Annotated in this window: 21 protein-coding genes; 9 read left to right on the top strand and 12 right to left on the bottom strand. The window is 67.2% G+C overall.

The annotated features are described in order from the left end of the window. Positions 1-7: 7 nt before the first annotated feature. The 8 genes from ACVOMC_RS02175 to ACVOMC_RS02140 form a co-directional block, all read right to left on the bottom strand. The gene (locus ACVOMC_RS02175; protein ID WP_481522665.1) at positions 8-520 is read right to left on the bottom strand and encodes a DUF1543 domain-containing protein; all 513 of its coding nucleotides are present in this window, start codon (positions 518-520) and stop codon (positions 8-10) included. A 69-nt stretch (positions 521-589) separates the two neighbouring features. Further along, positions 590-1,174 (bottom strand): anthranilate synthase component II, encoded by a 585-nt coding sequence (locus ACVOMC_RS02170; protein WP_481522664.1) that lies wholly within the window; start codon positions 1,172-1,174, stop codon positions 590-592. A 10-nt stretch (positions 1,175-1,184) separates the two neighbouring features. Further along, complete coding sequence (locus tag ACVOMC_RS02165; RefSeq protein ID WP_481522720.1) at positions 1,185-1,967, bottom strand: SIMPL domain-containing protein; 783 nt, start codon at positions 1,965-1,967, stop codon at positions 1,185-1,187. Between the two features lie 49 nt (positions 1,968-2,016). Beyond that, positions 2,017-3,507: an anthranilate synthase component I gene (gene trpE / locus ACVOMC_RS02160; RefSeq protein ID WP_054658256.1), complete on the bottom strand. Its 1,491-nt coding sequence runs from the start codon at positions 3,505-3,507 to the stop codon at positions 2,017-2,019. Positions 3,508-3,692: 185 nt separating this feature from the next. Next, positions 3,693-4,622 carry a lipid kinase YegS gene (yegS, locus tag ACVOMC_RS02155; RefSeq protein WP_481522663.1) on the bottom strand — a complete coding sequence of 310 codons (930 nt, stop codon included), beginning with the start codon at positions 4,620-4,622 and terminating at the stop codon, positions 3,693-3,695. A 286-nt stretch (positions 4,623-4,908) separates the two neighbouring features. Then, complete coding sequence (locus ACVOMC_RS02150) at positions 4,909-5,400, bottom strand: N-acetyltransferase family protein (RefSeq protein ID WP_481522662.1); 492 nt, start codon at positions 5,398-5,400, stop codon at positions 4,909-4,911. Positions 5,401-5,403: 3 nt separating this feature from the next. Then, positions 5,404-6,078 carry a ribulose-phosphate 3-epimerase gene (rpe, locus tag ACVOMC_RS02145; protein WP_054658252.1) on the bottom strand — a complete coding sequence of 225 codons (675 nt, stop codon included), beginning with the start codon at positions 6,076-6,078 and terminating at the stop codon, positions 5,404-5,406. A 12-nt stretch (positions 6,079-6,090) separates the two neighbouring features. After that, entirely contained in the window at positions 6,091-6,420 is a 330-nt protein-coding gene (locus tag ACVOMC_RS02140; RefSeq protein WP_054658250.1) for a J domain-containing protein, read from the bottom strand. 163 nt (positions 6,421-6,583) lie between these two features. On the opposite strand from ACVOMC_RS02140, the gene ACVOMC_RS02135 reads away from it, so the two are divergent. Continuing rightward, positions 6,584-7,510 (top strand): phosphoribosylaminoimidazolesuccinocarboxamide synthase, encoded by a 927-nt coding sequence (locus ACVOMC_RS02135; protein WP_057506056.1) that lies wholly within the window; start codon positions 6,584-6,586, stop codon positions 7,508-7,510. 87 nt (positions 7,511-7,597) lie between these two features. Continuing rightward, the gene (locus tag ACVOMC_RS02130; protein WP_481522661.1) at positions 7,598-8,077 is read left to right on the top strand and encodes an Mpo1 family 2-hydroxy fatty acid dioxygenase; all 480 of its coding nucleotides are present in this window, start codon (positions 7,598-7,600) and stop codon (positions 8,075-8,077) included. Here ACVOMC_RS02130 and ACVOMC_RS02125 read toward each other — a convergent pair. Then, positions 8,071-8,976 (bottom strand): NAD-dependent epimerase/dehydratase family protein, encoded by a 906-nt coding sequence (locus ACVOMC_RS02125; protein WP_481522660.1) that lies wholly within the window; start codon positions 8,974-8,976, stop codon positions 8,071-8,073. The genes ACVOMC_RS02130 and ACVOMC_RS02125 overlap by 7 nt on opposite strands. Before the next feature lie 73 nt (positions 8,977-9,049). On the opposite strand from ACVOMC_RS02125, the gene ACVOMC_RS02120 reads away from it, so the two are divergent. From ACVOMC_RS02120 to ACVOMC_RS02090, 7 genes are all read left to right on the top strand, one after another. Beyond that, positions 9,050-9,976, top strand: a complete 927-nt coding sequence (locus ACVOMC_RS02120; protein WP_481522659.1) for a universal stress protein — start codon at positions 9,050-9,052, stop codon at positions 9,974-9,976. An 87-nt stretch (positions 9,977-10,063) separates the two neighbouring features. Then, complete coding sequence (locus ACVOMC_RS02115) at positions 10,064-12,892, top strand: monovalent cation/H+ antiporter subunit A (protein WP_481522658.1); 2,829 nt, start codon at positions 10,064-10,066, stop codon at positions 12,890-12,892. Then, a complete protein-coding gene (locus ACVOMC_RS02110) occupies positions 12,892-13,272 on the top strand; it encodes a Na+/H+ antiporter subunit C (RefSeq protein ID WP_481522657.1) in 381 nt (126 codons plus the stop codon). The genes ACVOMC_RS02115 and ACVOMC_RS02110 overlap by 1 nt, the downstream gene beginning before the upstream one ends. Continuing rightward, on the top strand, positions 13,269-14,819 hold the full coding sequence (locus ACVOMC_RS02105) for a monovalent cation/H+ antiporter subunit D (RefSeq protein WP_057506060.1): 1,551 nt from the start codon (positions 13,269-13,271) through the stop codon (positions 14,817-14,819). Before ACVOMC_RS02110 ends, ACVOMC_RS02105 begins: the two co-directional genes overlap by 4 nt. After that, the gene (locus ACVOMC_RS02100) at positions 14,816-15,322 is read left to right on the top strand and encodes a Na+/H+ antiporter subunit E (RefSeq protein WP_054660114.1); all 507 of its coding nucleotides are present in this window, start codon (positions 14,816-14,818) and stop codon (positions 15,320-15,322) included. The genes ACVOMC_RS02105 and ACVOMC_RS02100 overlap by 4 nt, the downstream gene beginning before the upstream one ends. Before the next feature lie 29 nt (positions 15,323-15,351). Next, positions 15,352-15,603, top strand: coding sequence for a K+/H+ antiporter subunit F (locus ACVOMC_RS02095; RefSeq protein ID WP_425478351.1), 252 nt, complete (start codon positions 15,352-15,354; stop codon positions 15,601-15,603). Beyond that, entirely contained in the window at positions 15,600-15,956 is a 357-nt protein-coding gene (locus tag ACVOMC_RS02090; RefSeq protein WP_481522656.1) for a Na+/H+ antiporter subunit G, read from the top strand. Before ACVOMC_RS02095 ends, ACVOMC_RS02090 begins: the two co-directional genes overlap by 4 nt. Before the next feature lie 23 nt (positions 15,957-15,979). Here ACVOMC_RS02090 and ACVOMC_RS02085 read toward each other — a convergent pair whose 3' ends face one another. The 3 genes from ACVOMC_RS02085 to ACVOMC_RS02075 all read right to left on the bottom strand — a co-directional run bounded on the left by ACVOMC_RS02085 (position 15,980) and on the right by ACVOMC_RS02075 (position 18,055). Beyond that, positions 15,980-16,426 carry a hypothetical protein gene (locus ACVOMC_RS02085; protein ID WP_481522655.1) on the bottom strand — a complete coding sequence of 149 codons (447 nt, stop codon included), beginning with the start codon at positions 16,424-16,426 and terminating at the stop codon, positions 15,980-15,982. A gap of 18 nt (positions 16,427-16,444) precedes the next feature. Continuing rightward, on the bottom strand, positions 16,445-17,395 hold the full coding sequence (locus ACVOMC_RS02080; protein ID WP_481522654.1) for a calcium/sodium antiporter: 951 nt from the start codon (positions 17,393-17,395) through the stop codon (positions 16,445-16,447). 75 nt (positions 17,396-17,470) lie between these two features. After that, positions 17,471-18,055 (bottom strand): lectin, encoded by a 585-nt coding sequence (locus tag ACVOMC_RS02075; RefSeq protein WP_481522653.1) that lies wholly within the window; start codon positions 18,053-18,055, stop codon positions 17,471-17,473. Positions 18,056-18,165: the final 110 nt, after the last annotated feature.

Here is an 18,165-nt window from a genome sequence, read left to right as displayed (position 1 = left end):
CCAGAAATCAGGAAATAACGATGTAGTCGCTTTGGCTGCGGATGCCGGCGTGTGCGCCACGCCGAAGCTGCACATGCAGGCCACCGATCGGCCCCACCGGCAGGCAGCGGTCTACATCCAGCAGCGCATCGCGGTGTGGCTTGATCCACTGCGCCTGGGCCTGCGCCAGCGCCTTGCGCTTGGCCTCGGCCGCGTCGGCGGCGACCACCAGCAGATACCGGTGGTCTTCGCCGAATGCACCTTCGACATAACCGCCGAGGTTGACGAAGAACAGCGTCGGCGCGTCCGCGGCAGGCGGGTCCTGCGACAGGCGCACCTGCCAGTCCTCGACCCCATCGACCGTCATCCATGAATCCAGATGCAGGCCGGCGGCCTCGCCGAACCACTGCTCGCGCAGCTGCGGCCAGGTCTGCCTGATATCCCGGCCAACGGCGAAAACCACGTCGTGCACCTCGGTATTGGCACGCGCATGGCGGCCGCCGAGCATCACCACGAACAGGCGCAGTTCGATATCACCCATGACACCGGCGTTCCGTCAGCGCTCGAATCGAACCGGCCTCATCGGCCTGAAGCAGCCTCGTCCGTGCAATCAGCATGTACGGCCCAGGAAGTTCTTCATCAGCGCGTGGCCATGCTGGGTGAGGATCGATTCGGGATGGAACTGCACCCCTTCGACCGGATACTCGCGGTGGCGCAGGCCCATGATTTCTTCCATCGACCCGTCCGGGTTCTCGGTCCAGGCGGTGATCTCCAGCGCGGCCGGCAGCGTGTTCTTGTCCACCACCAGCGAGTGGTAGCGGGTGGCCTCATAGCGGTCCGGCAGGCCGGCAAACACGCCCTTGCCTTCATGGCGGATCGGCGAGGTCTTGCCATGCATGATGTTGCCGGCGCGAATCACGTCACCGCCATAGACCTGGCCGATGCTCTGGTGGCCCAGGCATACGCCGAACACCGGGATGCGGGGACCCAGCTGGCGGATCACCTCCAGCGACACACCGGCCTCGTTCGGCGTTTTCGGGCCGGGCGATACCACGATATGCGAAGGCTGGAGCGCGGCGATCTGCTCGACGCTCATCGCATCGTTGCGCACCACCTTCACCTCGGTACCCAGCATCTGCAGGTACTGCACGAGGTTGAAGGTGAAGCTGTCGTAGTTGTCGATCATCAACAGCATGGAATGGCACTCATTGAGCGATCAGGAAGATCGCGTAGACGTTTTCGGTGAAGGTGATCGTCCCGGTTTCCAGACTCTCGGGCGCAAGGCGGGAGCCGGATACCTCCATTGCCGCAGGCGCAGGGGGAGCCGGCGGAGACGGCGGCGGGATGGCGTCGTCCCCGGCATCTTCGCTCGCCGACTGCCACGTACCGGCCTGCACGCCGTAGGCAAAACTCGGAGCAACGTCGGAGATGGTGTACAGGCCGGTGATGCGCGTGCCGTAGGCCGCTGCCAACCCTTCGGCGGAATGGCGCGACTGGCGGGCGGCTTGCGCCTTGAGTTCAGCGCGCAACGTGCTGGCCTTCGCGTAACCGGAGCGCAACGAGGTGATCTGCAATTCCGGCCCGGCATCCACGTCGGCCAGCAATGCGCGCAGCTTCTCCAGATCATCGAAGCTGCCACGGACGCGACGGACAACCTTGGTTCCCTTGAACACCTGCTTGCCGTTCTCGTACGCGTTCTCGGCGGAAATCGACAGGGAGGAGGCGTAGGTGTTTTCCGCCAGCGCGCGGTGTTTCTTCAACGCGGCCAGTACCGCCGCCACGTTCCGCTCGACCCTCGACCGCGCCTGTTCCGGCGCCATGTCCGTGGCTTGCACCAGGAACTCGACGGTGAAGTGATCCGGCACCACCGTGCGCGCGGCCTGCCCCTTCACCAGCAGATGGGGCTGCGACGGAATCGAATTGGCTTGTGCGAACGACAGCACCGGCGCCAAGGCCAGCAACAACGACAACACGAATCTGCTCTTCATCCCGATTTCCCCATTCCCCTGCGCACCACGATGCGCAAACAATGCACGCTCACAAGCCCTTCGCCGCCTGCGCCACCGCGCGGAACAGCGCGCGGCCCTTGTTCATGGTTTCCTGCCACTCGGCATCGGGGTCGGAGTCGTAGACCACGCCGCCGCCGGCCTGCACGTACAGGTAACCGTCCTGGATCACCGCGGTGCGGATGGCGATGGCGGTATCGGCATCGCCGTTCCAGCCGATGTAGCCGACCGCGCCGGAATAGACGTTGCGCTTGACCGGCTCCAGCTCGCGGATGATCTCCAGCGCACGGATTTTTGGCGCGCCGCTCACCGTGCCGGCCGGGAAGGTCGCGCGCATTACATCGCTATAGCTCAGGCCGGCCTTCAACGTGCCGGTCACTTCACTGACGATGTGCATGACGTGGCTGTAGCGCTCGATCACGAACTGCTCGCCCACTTTCACCGTGCCCGGCTCGGCGACGCGGCCGACATCATTGCGGCCCAGATCGATCAGCATCACGTGCTCGGCACGCTCCTTGGGATCGGCCAGCAATTCGACTTCCAGCGCCTTGTCCAACTCGGGCGTGGCGCCGCGCGGACGGGTGCCGGCGATCGGACGCACGGTGACGATGCCATCGCGCAGGCGCGCCAGGATTTCCGGCGAGGAACCCACTACCTGGGTGCCACCGACATCGATGAAATACATGTATGGCGAGGGATTCAGCGCACGCAGCGCGCGGTACACGTCGATCGGCCGTGCACGGAACGGCACGCGCAGGCGCTGGCTGGGCACCACCTGGAAGATGTCACCGGCGCGCACGTAGTCCTGCGCCTTGCGCACCACCGCGTGGTATTCCTCGCGGGTGAACGAGGACTGGAAGTCCTGCTCGTCGATGGCGTCGGACACCTGCGACTGCGGGTAACCGGCGCCGCCCTGGCGCAGGCGGTGCGCCAGCTCATCGAGACGACGGTTCGCGCGTGCCCAGGCCTGCGGCTGCGCCGGGTCGGCATGCACGATCAGGTACAGGCGGCCCTTGAGGTTGTCGAACACCGCCAGCTCTTCGGACAGCATCAGCAGGATGTCGGGCGTACCGAGTTCGTCGGGCTTTTCGCCCGCGCCCAGGTGCGGCTCGATGTACTGGATGCACTCGAAGCCGAACCAGCCGACCAGGCCGCCGGTGAAGCCCGGCAGGCCCTCCAGCTGCGGCACCGAGTACTGCTTGCGCAGCACTTCCACCTCGGCCAACGGGTCGGCCACGTCGCGGCGCTCGACCACCTCGCCCAGCTCGCTGACTTCCAGCGTATGCCCGCGGAAGCTGTACGTGCGGCGTGCAGGCAGGCCGATGATGGAATAGCGCCCGAAGCGTTCGCCGCCTTCGACGGATTCAAACAGGTAGGTATACGGGCCGTCGGCGAGCTTCAGGTAAACCGAGAGCGGCGTGTCCAGGTCGGACAGCACTTCACGGACGACGGGGACGAAATTGTGCGGGTGTGCGCTGCGGCCTTCAGCGGCCAGTTGCTGGAACTGCTCTTGCGTGATCAAGACGGCTTTCCTTCCGGGAAACGACGGTGGCGGGACGGACGACGGCAACGGGCCACCATCGCCACCAGCGGCGAGCGGAAGAAAGGGAACGCTTGGTCGTCAGAATGGGCACCGGGCAACTCTACCGCAAGATCGCGGTGTGGTGTGCATCTGCAACATCGGCAATTGCTTGCAGCAGCAACGGTTCAGCGGCTGAGCAGGGCGGTGTCCGCAGGCAGATGCATGCGTACCCGGCCGGGCACACAGCGCACATGGAAGCGGCGCGCCTGCAGCGGCTCCCCATCCAGATTCAGTGTCATCGGCTGCATGGCATCGATCCACAGCTGATGCAGGCGGGCGCGTACCGCGACCTGCTCCAGTGCCGCGTGCTTGCCGTCGCTGAACAAAGTGCCCAAGGTGGACAGGACCTCACCGGAAAGCTCGGGCACGACAGTCAGATCCAGCAGACCATCATCGAGCAGCGCATCCGGGCACAGCACCTGGCCGCCGCCGGCCTGACGGCCATTGCCGATACCCAGTGCGATGAAATCTCCCTCCCATGCGAAGTCTCCGCCATGGATCCGCGCCCGGATCGGCTCGATCCGGCCCACCCGCGAAATACCGGTGACCACGTACGCCAGCCCGCCCAGCATTTTCTTCAATCCTTCGCGGGTTTCCACGGTGACGTCGGTACCGAAACCGCCGCTGGCCAGATTCGCGCACCAATGGCTTCGCCCGTCACCGTCGATCTGCAGCAGATCGATCGGCCGCGCCGCCGTGGCGCCAATCAGCGTCAGCGCGGCCAACGGTTCCAGCGCGATGCCGGAGGCGGCCGCGAAGTCGTTGGCGGTACCCAGCGGCAGCAATCCCAGCGCCGGCAGCTGCGCCGCATCCAGCGTGCTCTGCGCCATGGCCTCGGCCACTTCGCTCAAGGTGCCATCGCCACCGCCGGCCACGATCACCGCGGCATTGGCCGCGATGGCTTCACGCACATGACGCCCGGCATCACCGGCTTCCCAGGTCACCCGGACCGCGAGCATGCGGCCCTGTCGCCGCAGCTGCGCAACAGCCTCGCGCACCGCCTCATCGTTGGCGGACTTGCCATTGAGGATCAAAAACCACGGACTTGCCTGCATGCTGTTCTCCGGAAACGCGCGCAGCCTAGCAAGCGCGTCACTGCGGGCGGGTGAATGTCACCGTTCCGTCATCGAGGACCGGGAGTATGGAAGTCCATAGCAAGGACGACGGATGGAGGCAGGATCAGCCTCCGCACTATTCCCCAGCCGCAGCGGCAACGCTGCGGCCTTTTTTTGCTTTACCTGCAGAGCCGAGCCCTGTCTGTTGCCCGGCAAAGGGGATGAGCTCTTGTCGAGCTGATTTCGTCCGTGCTTCGCGGCGTACGCCGCTCCTGCAAACAGCCGGTCATTCGCCTGCGGCGAACTTCTGCAGCGCTTCGCCTTGCAGGCGGTACACCGTCCATTCGTCCTGCGCCACCGCTCCGGCGGCTTTGTAGAAATCGATAGCCGGCGTGTTCCAGTCCAGCACCGACCATTCGAAACGACCGCAGCCCTGCGCTACCGCCAGCCTGGCGATGTGCTGCAGCAGGGCCTTGCCCGCGCCGCTGCCGCGCGCCTCGGGGCTGACGTACAGGTCTTCCAGGTAGATGCCGGTGCGGCCCAGCCAGGTCGAGTAGTTGTAGAAGAACACGGCGTAACCAATCGCCTTGCCGTCGCGCTCGCAGATCAGCGCCTGCGCCTTGGCATCCGGACCGAACAGGCTGTCACGGATGCCGGCCTCGTCGGTCTGCACCGAGGATTCGGCCTTCTCGTAGATGGCCAGTTCGCGGATGAAGTGCAGGATCAGGCCTGCGTCATCGGCCAATGCCGGGCGGATGCGTACTTCTGCCGCGTCCACCACTCAGCCCCGCGCCGCAGCGACGTTGCCGCGCATCTTCGCGATCACCCCGGCATAGTCCGGCGCATTGAAGATGGCCGAACCGGCGACGAAGGCATCGGCACCGGCGGCGGCGATCTCGCCGATGTTGTCGGCTTTCACCCCGCCGTCGACCTCCAGGATCACCGGCTTGCCGAGCTTGTCGATCATCGCACGCACCGCGCGCAGCTTGTCCAGCGTGGAGGGGATGAAGGCCTGGCCACCGAAGCCCGGATTGACCGACATCAGCAGCACCAGGTCCAGGTCTTCCAGCACCCAGTCCAGCACTTCGACCGGGGTGGCGGGATTCAGCACCAGGCCGGCCTTGCAGCCGTGCGACTTGATCAGCTGGATGGTGCGGTGGACGTGGCGGCTGGCTTCCGGGTGGAAGCTGATGAGGCTGGCGCCGGCCTCGGCGAAGTCCGGCACGATGCGGTCCACCGGCTCGACCATCAGGTGCACGTCGATCGGCGCGGTCACGCCGTGCTTGCGCAGCGCCTGGCAGACCATCGGGCCGATGGTCAGGTTGGGCACGTAGTGGTTGTCCATCACGTCGAAATGGACCCAGTCGGCGCCAGCGGCCAGCACGTTGTCGACCTCCTCGCCGAGCTTGGCGAAATTGGCCGAGAGGATGGACGGGGCGATGATGCAGTTGGACATGACGGGAGCCTTTCAGCGCTTGCGCAGGGTTTTGATGCGGTCGTAGGCGGCGTTGATCTGCCGGGCCTTCTTTTCGGCCTGGGCGCGCAGTTCGGGCGCGGCGCCGGCCACTTTGTCGGGGTGGTACTGGGACATCAGGCGACGGTAGGCCAGGTCGATCTCGGCATCGGTGGCGTCGCGGGTGACCCCCAACTCGCGGTACGGCAGATCTTTGCCCAGGCGGAACCAGTCACTGTCGAAGGCATGGCCCAGCAGCAGGCCGATCACCGCACCAAACAGGGGATTGGGCCTGAAAAGCAGGGCCCCGGCGATGAAACCAAGCAGTTTTCCGTACCAGCGCATGGAGGTTCCAATGGCCTGAGGACCGTCAAGACGCGCATTTTATGCCACAGCGACCCGATCCGGCTTTACACTAGGCCGCCCGCCGTCCAGCAGCGGGCCCTGCGGGTCTCCAGACCCGGGTCCTCCACGCCGGCGGCATCATTGCCAAGCCCCAGGAGTGCCCGTGCCGACCACGCTGTTGCAATCCGATCTTCCCGGCCTGCCCTTGCGCCATCGCGGCAAGGTGCGTGATGTGTTCGATATCCCACGCGAACGTCTGCCTGCTGGCACGCCCCCCGGGGACTACCTGTTGATGGTTGCCACCGATCGCCTGTCGGCGTTTGACGTGGTGCTGCCCGACCCGATCCCGGGCAAGGGCGAGATGCTGTGCCAGGTCTCCAACTTCTGGTTCAAGAAGACCGAGCACCTGATGCCCAACCACCTGACCGGCATCGAGGTGGCCAGTGTGCTGCCCGAAGGCGTCGATCCGGCGCTGTACGCAAAGCGCGCGGTGGTGACCAAGAAGCTCAAGCCGGTGCCGGTGGAAGCGATCGCCCGCGGCTATGTGATCGGCAGCGGCTGGAAGGACTACCAGCGCACCGGTAAGGTCAGCGGCATCGCCCTGCCCAATGGCCTGCAGCAGGCCGAGAAACTCCCCGAGCCGATCTTCACCCCGTCCACCAAGGCGGCGGTGGGCGACCACGACGAGAACATCGATTTCGACGCGATGGTCAAGGCGGTGGGCGCGGATCTGGCCGAGAAGGTGCGCGACGCCACGCTGCGGATCTACAAGTTCGCGGCCGAATACGCGGCCGAGCGCGGGATCCTGCTGGCCGATACCAAGTTCGAGTTCGGCACCGACGCCGATGGCCGCCTGTACATCATGGACGAGATGCTGACCCCGGATTCCTCGCGCTACTGGCCGGCCGACGAGTACCAGGTCGGGATCAGCCCGCCGAGCTACGACAAGCAGTTCGTGCGCGACTATCTGGAGACCCTGGACTGGGACAAGACCGCCCCGGGCCCGGCGCTGCCGGCCGAGGTGATCGAACGCACCCGCGCCAAGTACGCCGAGGCGCTGGACAAGCTGGCGGGCATCAGCATCGACTGAGGCCGTACCACCTGGCGGACGCGGCCTGCCGGGCGCGTCCGCCAGGTAGCCGCACTATGCTCTGCCCACCAAGGGCCGGGAGAGACCATGGACATCCGCAGCGCGCGCCCGCTGGACCGCTACTTCGCCGGTTATTCCGGCGACCATAGCAACGCCACCAACCAGGCGATCCATGTGGTCGCGGTACCGGCCATCCTGTGGTCGGCGATCGCCCTGCTGTGGTGCGTTCCGCCGTTGCTGCCGTGGTTCCAGCACGGCATCTGGGCGGCCCTGGCGATGTTCGGCACCTGGGCCTATTACAACCACCTGTCGCGCCCGCTGGGCATCGGCATGCTGATGCTTTTCTTCGTGGCCGGCTGCATCTGCCGGCTGCTGGAAGACCGCCTGGGCATTCCGCTGCTGCTGCGCATCGGCATCGGCGTGTTCGTGCTGGCGTGGATCGCACAGTTCATCGGCCACAGGATCGAAGGCCGACGGCCCAGTTTCCTGACCGACCTGACCTACCTGTTGATCGGCCCGATCTGGGTGCTGGCCAAGCTGTACCGCCAGTTCGGCTGGCGTTACTGATCGGCCGCCGCCGGCGCGGTGAACATCGTCGCCTCGGCAATGAACGGACGCGGCGCATAGCCGAAGTCCCGTCGCGCCGGTTCGATATCGAAGACCAGCGGATCGCGCATGCGGGCGAGCGTGGCCGCATTCATGCCCTGCAACCGCCCGCTGGCATGCGCCAGCCGCAAGGCCAGCCGGAACAACGGCGTCGGCACGCTCCACAGACGCGGCCGGGCCGGCAATGACGCCAGCACCCGCCGGACCATCTCGCCATATCCCAGCACCTCACCGCCGCCCAGCGCATAGGCGCGACCGGCCGCTGCCGGATGCCGCACTACCTGCAGGGCCGCGTCGGCCAGATCCTGCACGTGCACCGGCTGGCGCAGACCATTGGCACAATGCGGCAACACAAAAAAACCCGTACGCGCAGCCAGCGCGGCGATGACGCTCAGCGTCTTGTCACGGCCGGCACCGTAGACCAGCGTCGGCCGCAGTACCGTGGCGGCGACACCACGCTCTTTGGCACGCTTGAACAGCACCTGCTCGGCTTGGCGCAGACGACCGGCCACATCCCGCTCGGCCGGCTCACGGGAATCCTGCTTGACGTCCACACTGGTCGAACCGAACGCCACCACCTTCGGTGCGTGCACGTCCGATGCGGCATACCAGCGCGCGAAATGGTCCAGCGGACCACAGCTGAAAACGGCGTCGAACCCCTCTTCGCCCTGCCAGGTGCCGGACAGGTCGCCGCGCTGCCAGCGCACTCCCGGCAGCGCCACCTGCGCGTGGCGTGACACCGCGGTCACCTCCCAGCCTGCGGCCAGCAGGTTGGCCAGTACGCGCTCACCGATCTGGCCACTGGCACCAAACAGCAGTGCCTTGCGCAGGCCGGTTTCAACGCGGGTGTCATTTTCCATGCCGCACAGGATAGGCGATCAATCGCGATTTGCCGCAGCAGGTAGACTCGAACCGGACAACGCCGAGCACGCCATGCCCTCTCCTGAAAGCCACTCCCACGCCGTTCCCTCCGCCATCCTGCTCGCCACCGATCTGAGCGCCCGTTGCGACCGCGCATTGGCACGCGCCCTGCAGCTGGCACGGCAATGGAACGCGCGGCTGGTGGTGGCCACGGTACTCCCGGATGCCGCCATGGAAGCCGGCGCGGAACTGCCACACGGAGCGCCGGACCCGCGGGATACCGCCGAACGTCGCCTGCAACGGCTGCTGGACGGGGAAGAACACAGCGGCAGGATCGACGTCCGGGTGACGCAGGGCCATGTCGGCCGGGCCCTGCTGCGCCTGGCGGCCGAGGAGAATTGCGGCCTGCTGGTCACCGGCATCGCCAGCGACATGCTGTTTGAACTGCCGGTACCCGGCTCCACCGTGCTGTGGCTGAGCCGGCATTCGCCGCTGCCGGTGCTGATCGTGCATGACCGGGTACGTGGACCGTATCGCCACCTGGCGGTGGCCAGCGATTTCTCCGACAGCGCCAACCGGGCAGCCGGCCAAGCCTTGTCGCTGCTGGGTCCGCCATTGCGGCTGTCGCTGGTGCATGCACTGGAACCCACGGGCAGCCCCCTGCTCGGCGGCGATCGCGCCAGCGTGCAGGAGCAGGCCCGGGACGCGGCGCGCGGACAGGCCCAGCAACTGCTGGCCGAACTGCGGCCGCTGCTGGCACAGGCCATGGCGGAAATCCACATCGATACCGGCGCGCCGGCGGCGGTACTGCGACGGTATACCCGGGACAGCGGCGCGGAGCTGGTCATTGTCGCCACGCACGGCCGCGGCGCGCTGTTTGAGCTGCTGATCGGCAGCGTCGCCCGGCGGCTGGTCGCGGTGCTGGAAACGGACACCCTGCTGATACGCGATCCGCGTTCCCTGCCCGCAGACACCGCCGTTACTGGACTTGCAGGCTGAACCCGAACGGCTCGTTCAGAAAAACCGCCGGACCGGGAAAAAGCGCCTGTTAAACTCGAAATCCTCCCGTTGCACCTTCATTCCTGAATGACGCCTGTCCTGCCGTTGCTGCTCGCGCTGCCTTTCCTGCTGGCTGCGGCCATCGCCCTGCTGGGCCGCCTGCCACGCAGCGCGGCGGCCTGCTTGGCGGGGGCGGCACCGGTGCTGGGGCTGGCGCTGCTGGGCAGCGTGACCCCGACCGTGCTCGATGGCTGGATCGTCCGCAGCAGCTGGCAGTGGCTGCCGCAGATCGGGCTGGATTTCAGCCTGCGCCTGGACGGGCTGGCGTGGATGTTCGCCGGGCTGGTACTGGGTATCGGCGCGCTGGTGGTGCTGTACGCGCACTACTACCTCTCGGCGAAGGACAGCGCGCGGCGCTTCTACAGCTACCTGCTGCTGTTCATGGGCGCGATGCTCGGCATGGTGCTGGCCGGCAACCTGCTGCTGTTGATGGTGTTCTGGGAGCTGACGAGCATCAGCTCGTTCCTGCTGATCGGCTTCTGGTCGCACCGCAAGGACGCCCGCGAGGGCGCGCGCATGGCACTGGTGGTCACCGGCGGCGGCGGTCTGGCGCTGCTGGCCGGCGTGCTGCTGATCGGCCGCATCGTCGGCAGTTTCGATCTGGACGTGGTGCTGGCCTCGGGCGAGCTGATCCGCGCCAGCGCGCTGTATCCGTGGGCGCTGCTGCTGGTGCTGGCCGGCATCTTCACCAAGAGCGCGCAGTTCCCGTTCCACTTCTGGCTGCCGCATGCGATGGCCGCGCCGACGCCGGTGTCGGCCTATCTGCACTCGGCCACGATGGTCAAAGCCGGCGTGTTCCTGCTGGCACGGCTGCACCCGGCGCTGGCCGGCACCGAACTGTTCTTCTACGTGGTCAGCGGTATCGGGGCGATCACCCTGCTGATCGGCGCCTGGAACGCGATCTTCCAGCATGACCTCAAAGGCCTGCTGGCGTATTCGACGATCTCGCATCTGGGCCTGATCACCCTGCTGTTCGGCCTGTCCACGCCGATGGCGGTGGTGGCCGGCGTATTCCATATCCTCAACCACGCCACCTTCAAGGCCTCGCTGTTCATGGCCGCCGGCATCATCGACCACGAGACCGGCACCCGCGACATGCGCCGGCTCGGCGGCCTGCGTCGGCTGATGCCGATCACCAGCACGCTGGCCATCGTCGCCTCGCTGGCAATGGCCGGCATCCCGCTGCTCAACGGTTTCCTGTCCAAGGAAATGCTGTTTGCCGAGGCGCTGGCCACCGAAGGCCCGGACTGGATGCGCAACGCGGTGAGCGCCGCCGCGCTGCTGGCCGGCATCCTCGGCGTGGCCTACAGCCTGCGCTTCGTCCACGACACCTTTTTCGGCAAAGGACCGGTCGACATCGACGTGGTGCCGCACGAACCACCACGCTGGATGAAGGTGCCGGTGGAAGTGCTGGTGGTGATCTGTCTGGCGGTGGGCATCGTGCCGGCGCTGACCGTCGCCCCGGTGCTGCAAGCCGGTGCGAGCGCGATTCTTGGCAACGCGATGCCCGGGTACAGCCTGGCCGTCTGGCACGGCTTCAACCTGCCATTGGCGATGAGCGTCATCGGCGTGGCCGGCGGCATCGCACTGTATTTCGGCCTGCGCCGGTTCACCGACCTGTACGCCGCGCGCAACCGTCCGGTCGGCAAGCAGCTGTTCCAGCGCAACCTGGAGGTGCTGTTCGGCTTTGCCCAGCGCTTTACCGCCGCAGTGGCCAACGGCAGTCTGCAACGCATGCTGCTGGCGCTGGTGCTGGTGGCGGTGATCGTGGCCGCCGCGCCCTATGTCGCCAATCCGGCGATACCGGCCTGGCCGGCGCCGCAACCGATCCCGTTGCTGGGCTGGATGCTGTGGCTGGTGATGCTGGCCTGCGCCTTTGCCGGCCTGTTCCTGTTCCGGCAGCGCCTGCTGGCGGTGATCGTGATCGGCGGCACCGGGCTGATGGTGGCACTGACCTTCGTGTTCCTGTCCGCGCCGGACCTGGCCCTGACCCAGCTGATGGTGGAGATGGTGACGCTGGCGCTGATGCTGCTGGGCATGAACTACCTGCCGGCACAGTCGCCGCCGGAACACTCGCGCTGGCGCAAGCGCCGCGATGCGGCCATCGCCACCGTCGCCGGTACCGGCATCGCCGCGCTGGCCTATTCGCTGATGACCCTGCCGCCCAACACCATGGCCGGCGAACTGCTGCTGCGCTCGCTGCCCGAGGCCTACGGCCACAACGTGGTCAACGTGATCCTGGTGGACTTCCGCGGCTTCGACACCTTCGGTGAGATCACCGTGTTCGGCATCGCCGCGCTGGTGGTGCATGCACTGCTGCGGCGTTCGCGGATGGCGCCGGAGCAGATCATGCCCGGCCCGCCGATGAAGCTGCCGGTACCGGCCGATCTGGCGCAGATCATGTTCCCGCTCACGCTCACCGTGTCCATCTTCCTGTTCCTGCGCGGCCACAACGCCCCCGGCGGCGGCTTCATCGCCGGCCTGGTGCTGGCGGTGCCGCTGCTGATCCAGTACGTGATCCAGGGCTCGGCCTCGGTGGAATCGCGCTTCGGTTTCGACTACATCCGCTGCATCGGCCTGGGCCTGCTGATCGCCCTGCTCAGCGGCGCCGGCTCGCTGCTGTTCGGCGTACCGTTCCTGACCAGTGGCCACCTGGACCTGCAGCTGCCGCTGATCGGTGAAGTGCCGCTGGCCAGCGCGATCGGTTTTGATACCGGCGTGTACCTGGTGGTGTTCGGCGGGGTGATGCTGATCCTGTCGATGATGGGCACCGTCAAACCCTCGCGCAGCCGCAACGCCCGCAACGGCGAAATCGATATCCACCGCCGTTCGGCCCGCACCGGGGAGATGCACTGATGGAACTGGCCCTGGCAAGCGCGATCGGTGTGCTCACCGGCATCGGCATCTACCTGCTGCTGCGCGCGCGCAGCTTCGATGTGATCCTGGGCATGACCTTCCTGTCCTATGCCACCAACCTGCTGATCTTCAGCGCCGGGCGGCCGGTGATCGGCAAGGCACCGGTGCTCAAGGACGGGATCGCCAGCACGCTGGCGCACTACACCGATCCGCTGCCGCAGGCGCTGGTGCTGACCGCCATCGTCATTGCGTTTGCGATGACCGCGGTGAGCATCGTGCTGGCCATGCGCAGCCGCAGCGACAACCACAGTGATCACGTGGATGCACACGAGCCCGAGCCGCCGGCTGAGCAAGCCGCCAAACCGGGGAGCGGCGCATGAACCATCTGGTGATCCTGCCGATCCTGATTCCGCTGCTGGGCGCGGCGCTGTCGCTGTTCATCGAACACCGACGCTACGGGCCCAAGGTGCAGCGCAGCGTGGCCTGGGCCAGCATGGCGGCGCTGGCGGTGGCGGTGGCGCTGCTGTTTGCGCAGACCAGCCAGGGCCATATCTGGGCCTACCTGCTGGGCGACTGGCCGGCGCGGCTGGGCATCGCGCTGGTGGCCGATGGCCTGGCGGGCTGGATGCTGGCCACCACCCTGCTGCTGGCCATCGCCTGCCTGCTGCATGCCTGCACCGGCTGGGACCGGCGCGCGCCGCATTTCCATGCGCTGTTCCAGTTCCAGCTGGTGGGCCTCAACGGCGCGTTTTTGACCGGCGACATCTTCAACCTGTTCGTGTTCTTCGAGGTGCTGCTGATCGCTTCCTACGGCCTGCTGCTGTCGGGCGGACGCGGCCTGCGCATGCGCATCGGCCTGCACTATGTGGTGTTCAACGTCACCGCCTCGACGCTGTTCCTGATCGCGCTGGGCATGCTCTACGCCACGCTGGGTTCGTTGAACATGGCCGAGATCGGCCAGCGCATCGCCGAGCTGCCGCCGAGCCACCTGAAGCTGGCCAAGGCCGCGCTGGGCCTGCTGCTGCTGGTGTTCTGCGCCAAGGCCGCGCTGCTGCCGCTTTACCTGTGGCTGCCCGAATCCTATGCCCGCGCGCCGGCGGCGGTGGCGGCGCTGTTCGTGATCATGACCAAGGTCGGCCTGTACGCGGTGCTGCGTGTGACCTCGCTGTGGTTCGATGCCGACGCCGGCGCGATGGCCGGTTATGGCAGCGATTGGCTGCTGTGGGCCGGTATCGCCACCTTGCTGGTGGCCGCGCTCGGCGCACTGGCGGCCACCCGCCTGAGCGTGCTGGTCGCCTACCTGGTGGTGGTCTCGGCGGCAACGCTGTTCATCGCCTTCGCGCTGGGCACTCCCGGCACCCTTTCCGCCGGCCTGTACTACCTGCCGCACAGCACCTTCACCGCGGCGGCACTGTTCCTGGTGGCCGACCTGATCCGCCGCCGGCGCCTCCGTGCCGGGCAGCGACGCGAGGGCGAGCAGACCGTACTGCCGGGCAAGACCGTGCCGGGCCTGCTGTTCCTGGTCGGCGCGGTCGCGGTGGCCGGATTGCCGCCCCTGGCCGGCTTCCTGGCCAAGGCCGCGCTGCTGGCGGCCGTGCCCGACGCGCACACCGCCGTGGTGTGGACCGCGGTGCTGGGCAGCAGCCTGCTGGTGATCATCGGCCTGACCCGCACCGGCATCCGCCTGTTCTGGCATGTGCCTGGCGCCGAGGACGAGGTGGCCGGGCCGCACCCCGGGCCCAGCGAAGCCCCGGCGCGGCCGTTCGAAACCGCTGCCGCCTGCCTGCTGCTGGGCTACGTGGTGGCGATGAGCGTGTTCGCCGCGCCGCTGATGCGCCAGTCCGAGGCCATCGCCACGCAACTGCAGGCGCCGGACCGCTACCTGCAGGATGTGCGCGGCACCCTCCCGCAAGTGAGGCAGCCATGAGTCCACATCGCCCCCTGCTGCGCCGGCTGTTCCCGTCGCCTGTCCTGTCCATCACCGTGGTCGCGTTCTGGATGGTGATGTCCTTCACCTTCGACGTGGGCCAGCTGCTGCTGGGCCTGCTGCTCGGGCTGGTGGTGCCGCTGTTTGCCGCGCGCCTGGACCGCGAGTTCGCCCGCATCGGCACCTTGCGACCGGTACCGCGGCTGGTCTGCACGATCCTGTGGGACATCCTGATCTGCAACCTGCGCGTGGCCGCACAGGTGCTGGGCCCGGAAGACCGCCTGAAACCGGCGTTCATCTGGCTGCCGCTGGATATCGGCAACATCCACGGCATCGCCGCGCTGACCAGCTTCATCACCCTGACCCCCGGCACGGTGTCGGCCGCGCTGTCCGAGGACCGCCGCCACCTGCTGGTACATGTGCTGCACCTGGAGGACGCCGACGCGCTGATCGCCGAGATCAAGAGCCGCTACGAGGCGCCGCTGATGGAGATCTTCCCGTGAACGGGCATCTGATATTCGAAACCACCCTGATGGTGTGCATGCATGTGGTCGGGCTGGCGATGCTGCTGGCGCTGTGGCGGCTGCTGCGCGGGCCAACCGTGCCGGACCGCATCCTCGCCCTGGACACGCTCTCGGTCACCGCCATCGCGCTGCTGATGCTGTTCGGCATGTACCTGGATTCGGCCATCTATTTCGAGGCCGCGCTGATCATCGCCATGCTCGGCTTCGGCAGCACCGTGGTGCTGAGCAAGTACGTACTGCGCCGGGATATCGTCGAATGATCACGTTCCTGCAGATCACACTGTCGGCCCTGCTGGTGTTCGGCTGTTTCTTCATCCTGGTCGGCGCGCTGGGACTGGTGCGCTTTTCCGACTTCTTCAAGCGCCTGCATGCGCCGACCAAGGCCAGCACCCTGGGGGTGGGCTGCATCCTGGCGTGCTCGGTGGCCTATCACATCTTCCTGGGCGAAGACCCGCAGCCGCGCGAGCTGCTGATCACCGTGTTCCTGTTCATCACCGCCCCGATCAGCGCGCACCTGATGGCCAAGGCGGCGCTGTCGCTGATGATGGAAAGCCGCCCCGAACCGCCCACCGGCGGTAACGGCGGGCCCGACACCGACACTCCGCCTCACTGAGGCGGCGGCGCTTCCGGCGTGCGTCAGCGCAGCTGGATCTGTGCCACGTCGCTGACGCGCACATGGGTCTGGTAGTAGTACTTCCCGCTGGGCTGCCCCTGACCGTCGGTGAAGTCGATCCGCACCATGCGCGCGGTACCGCGCACCAGAACCGGCTTGCCCTTCAACACCGTCTTCGGATCGGCCTGCAGCCGCTCGGCCAGCGCCAGCCGCGCCTGCGGATCCACCGCGACGCTGAGATTGCGCGGGTCACGGTAGTCCGGCCGCGAGCCCAGGAACAGGCGGCCACCCTCTTCCCCTATAGCACGCACGTTCAGTGCGAACACGCCATCCACGCCAAGGCCGGGGCCGGCGGCCGCGGCCAGCTGCACCGCCATCGCCGGATCGATCCAGGCCCCCTGTTGCCGCGGCAGCAGCGCGCACCCGGCCAGTACAACGCACAACACCGCAACGCCCATCCCCTTGCGCATAACTGCCTCCCTGATCCGTCAATACAACAGCGCCAGTTCCAACCCCACCCACGCCAGGAACGCCACGAGCAGCACCGCACCTTCGCCGCGGGTGATCTTCAGGTCGCCGCGCAGCATCGGGTACAGCATCAGCACGAACACGATCGCCGCCGGCAGCTCCAGCCGCACGAACGAGGCCGGCAGCGGCATCGGCCGCAGCGCCGCCATACCGCCCACCACCACCAGCAGGTTGAACAGGCTCGAGCCGATCACATGACCGACCACCATGTCGCCCTGGCCGCGACGCGCCGCGGCGATGGCTGCAGCCACTTCCGGCAACGCGGTGCCGATAGCCACCGGCAGCAGGCCGGCCAGCAACGGCGACATCCCCCAGCCGGCACCGATCACCGGTGCGGCCTGCACCACCCAGCGTGCGCCGTAATACAGCACCACGGCGGCGATCAGCAGGCGGACCATATTGAGCCACAGCATCGTGCGGGTGGTGGCGTAGTTGGCGATGCTCTCCTGCAGCTCCACCGGCTCGCGCCGCGCGCGCGTCAGCAGCAACGCCAGCACCGCCACAAAGCCCAGCAGCAGCACGATGCCTTCGCTGCGGCTGATCACGCCATCCAGGCCGAACACGATCAACGCCAGCGACGCCACGGCCAGCAGCACCAGCAGCGGCGACAGCAGCCGGGTGCGCACCAGCAAGGGAAACGCCAGCGCTGCCAGACCCAGGGTCAGACCGACGTTGACGATGTTGCTGCCCACCGCGTTGCCCAGTGCCAGCTCCTGCGCGCCGACCACGAACGCGCGGGCATTGACCACCAGCTCCGGCAGCGAGGTGCCGAACGCCACCAGCAGCAGACCGGCGACGAACGGCGAGGCGCCGAAGCGCTGGGCCAGACCGGAGGCGGCCTTGACGATGGAGTCCCCACCCAGCGCCAGCAGCAGCAGCCCCAATGCGAACCACACGATTGCTTCAAACATTCCGCATCTCTCCCGGCAATGATGGCGGCGGTTGCAGGGCCGAACGCGTGCCCCACCGTTAGCGGCAGCAGGGTATCAGCCGCAGCCTTCCACGTAATCCACCTGTGGCGGCAGTCCCACCCGCCACGCGCCGACCTTGCCATCGGCGCCCAACTCGAACACCAGCACGCCCGGACCACCGTCGGCCGCCGTCACCCGCAGCATCCGGGCGCCGTCCACATACTTGTGCGGCTGCGTGGGGCTGGCGTGCGGATACAGCGCCTGCAGCTGTGCCAGCTCCATGCCGACCGTGCCACCGCCCGGCGCCGGAACAGCGGTGCTACGCAGGTCATAGCGCACGAAGCGGTCGCCCTCGATCATGAAGAATGGTCGGGCCTCGTCCTGGCCGGCCGGACTGAGGTAATAGCAGCCGCCGTCGGCGACCGCATCGCCTTGCAGCGCGTCAGGCCACAATGCGTGCAGCTGCGCGGCATCGCTGCCCAGTGGCACCGGCCCATAGCCCTGCCAGCGGGCACCGGCAGTCGTCGCAGCAGGCCCAGCCATGGCGGCCGGTGCGGACACGCTGCCGGTTGCCGACGGCGATGCGGTCGGCTCGGACGGGCGATCACAGGCCGCCGGCAGCGCGAGGAGGATCAGCGAAAACAAGGCGATGCGGTTCATACGGCAACTCCGGGCAGGTCCGGGCCGAGTCTAGCGACCGCACCGGCCGCGCCAGGTGAGCGACGCCTTGTCATGGTGCTTTCACCGGCGACCGCCAGGCTCATCTCCTT

The organism is Stenotrophomonas sp. STEN014 (assembly GCF_056760315.1).
This window is presented reverse-complemented; position numbering and strand designations above follow the sequence as displayed.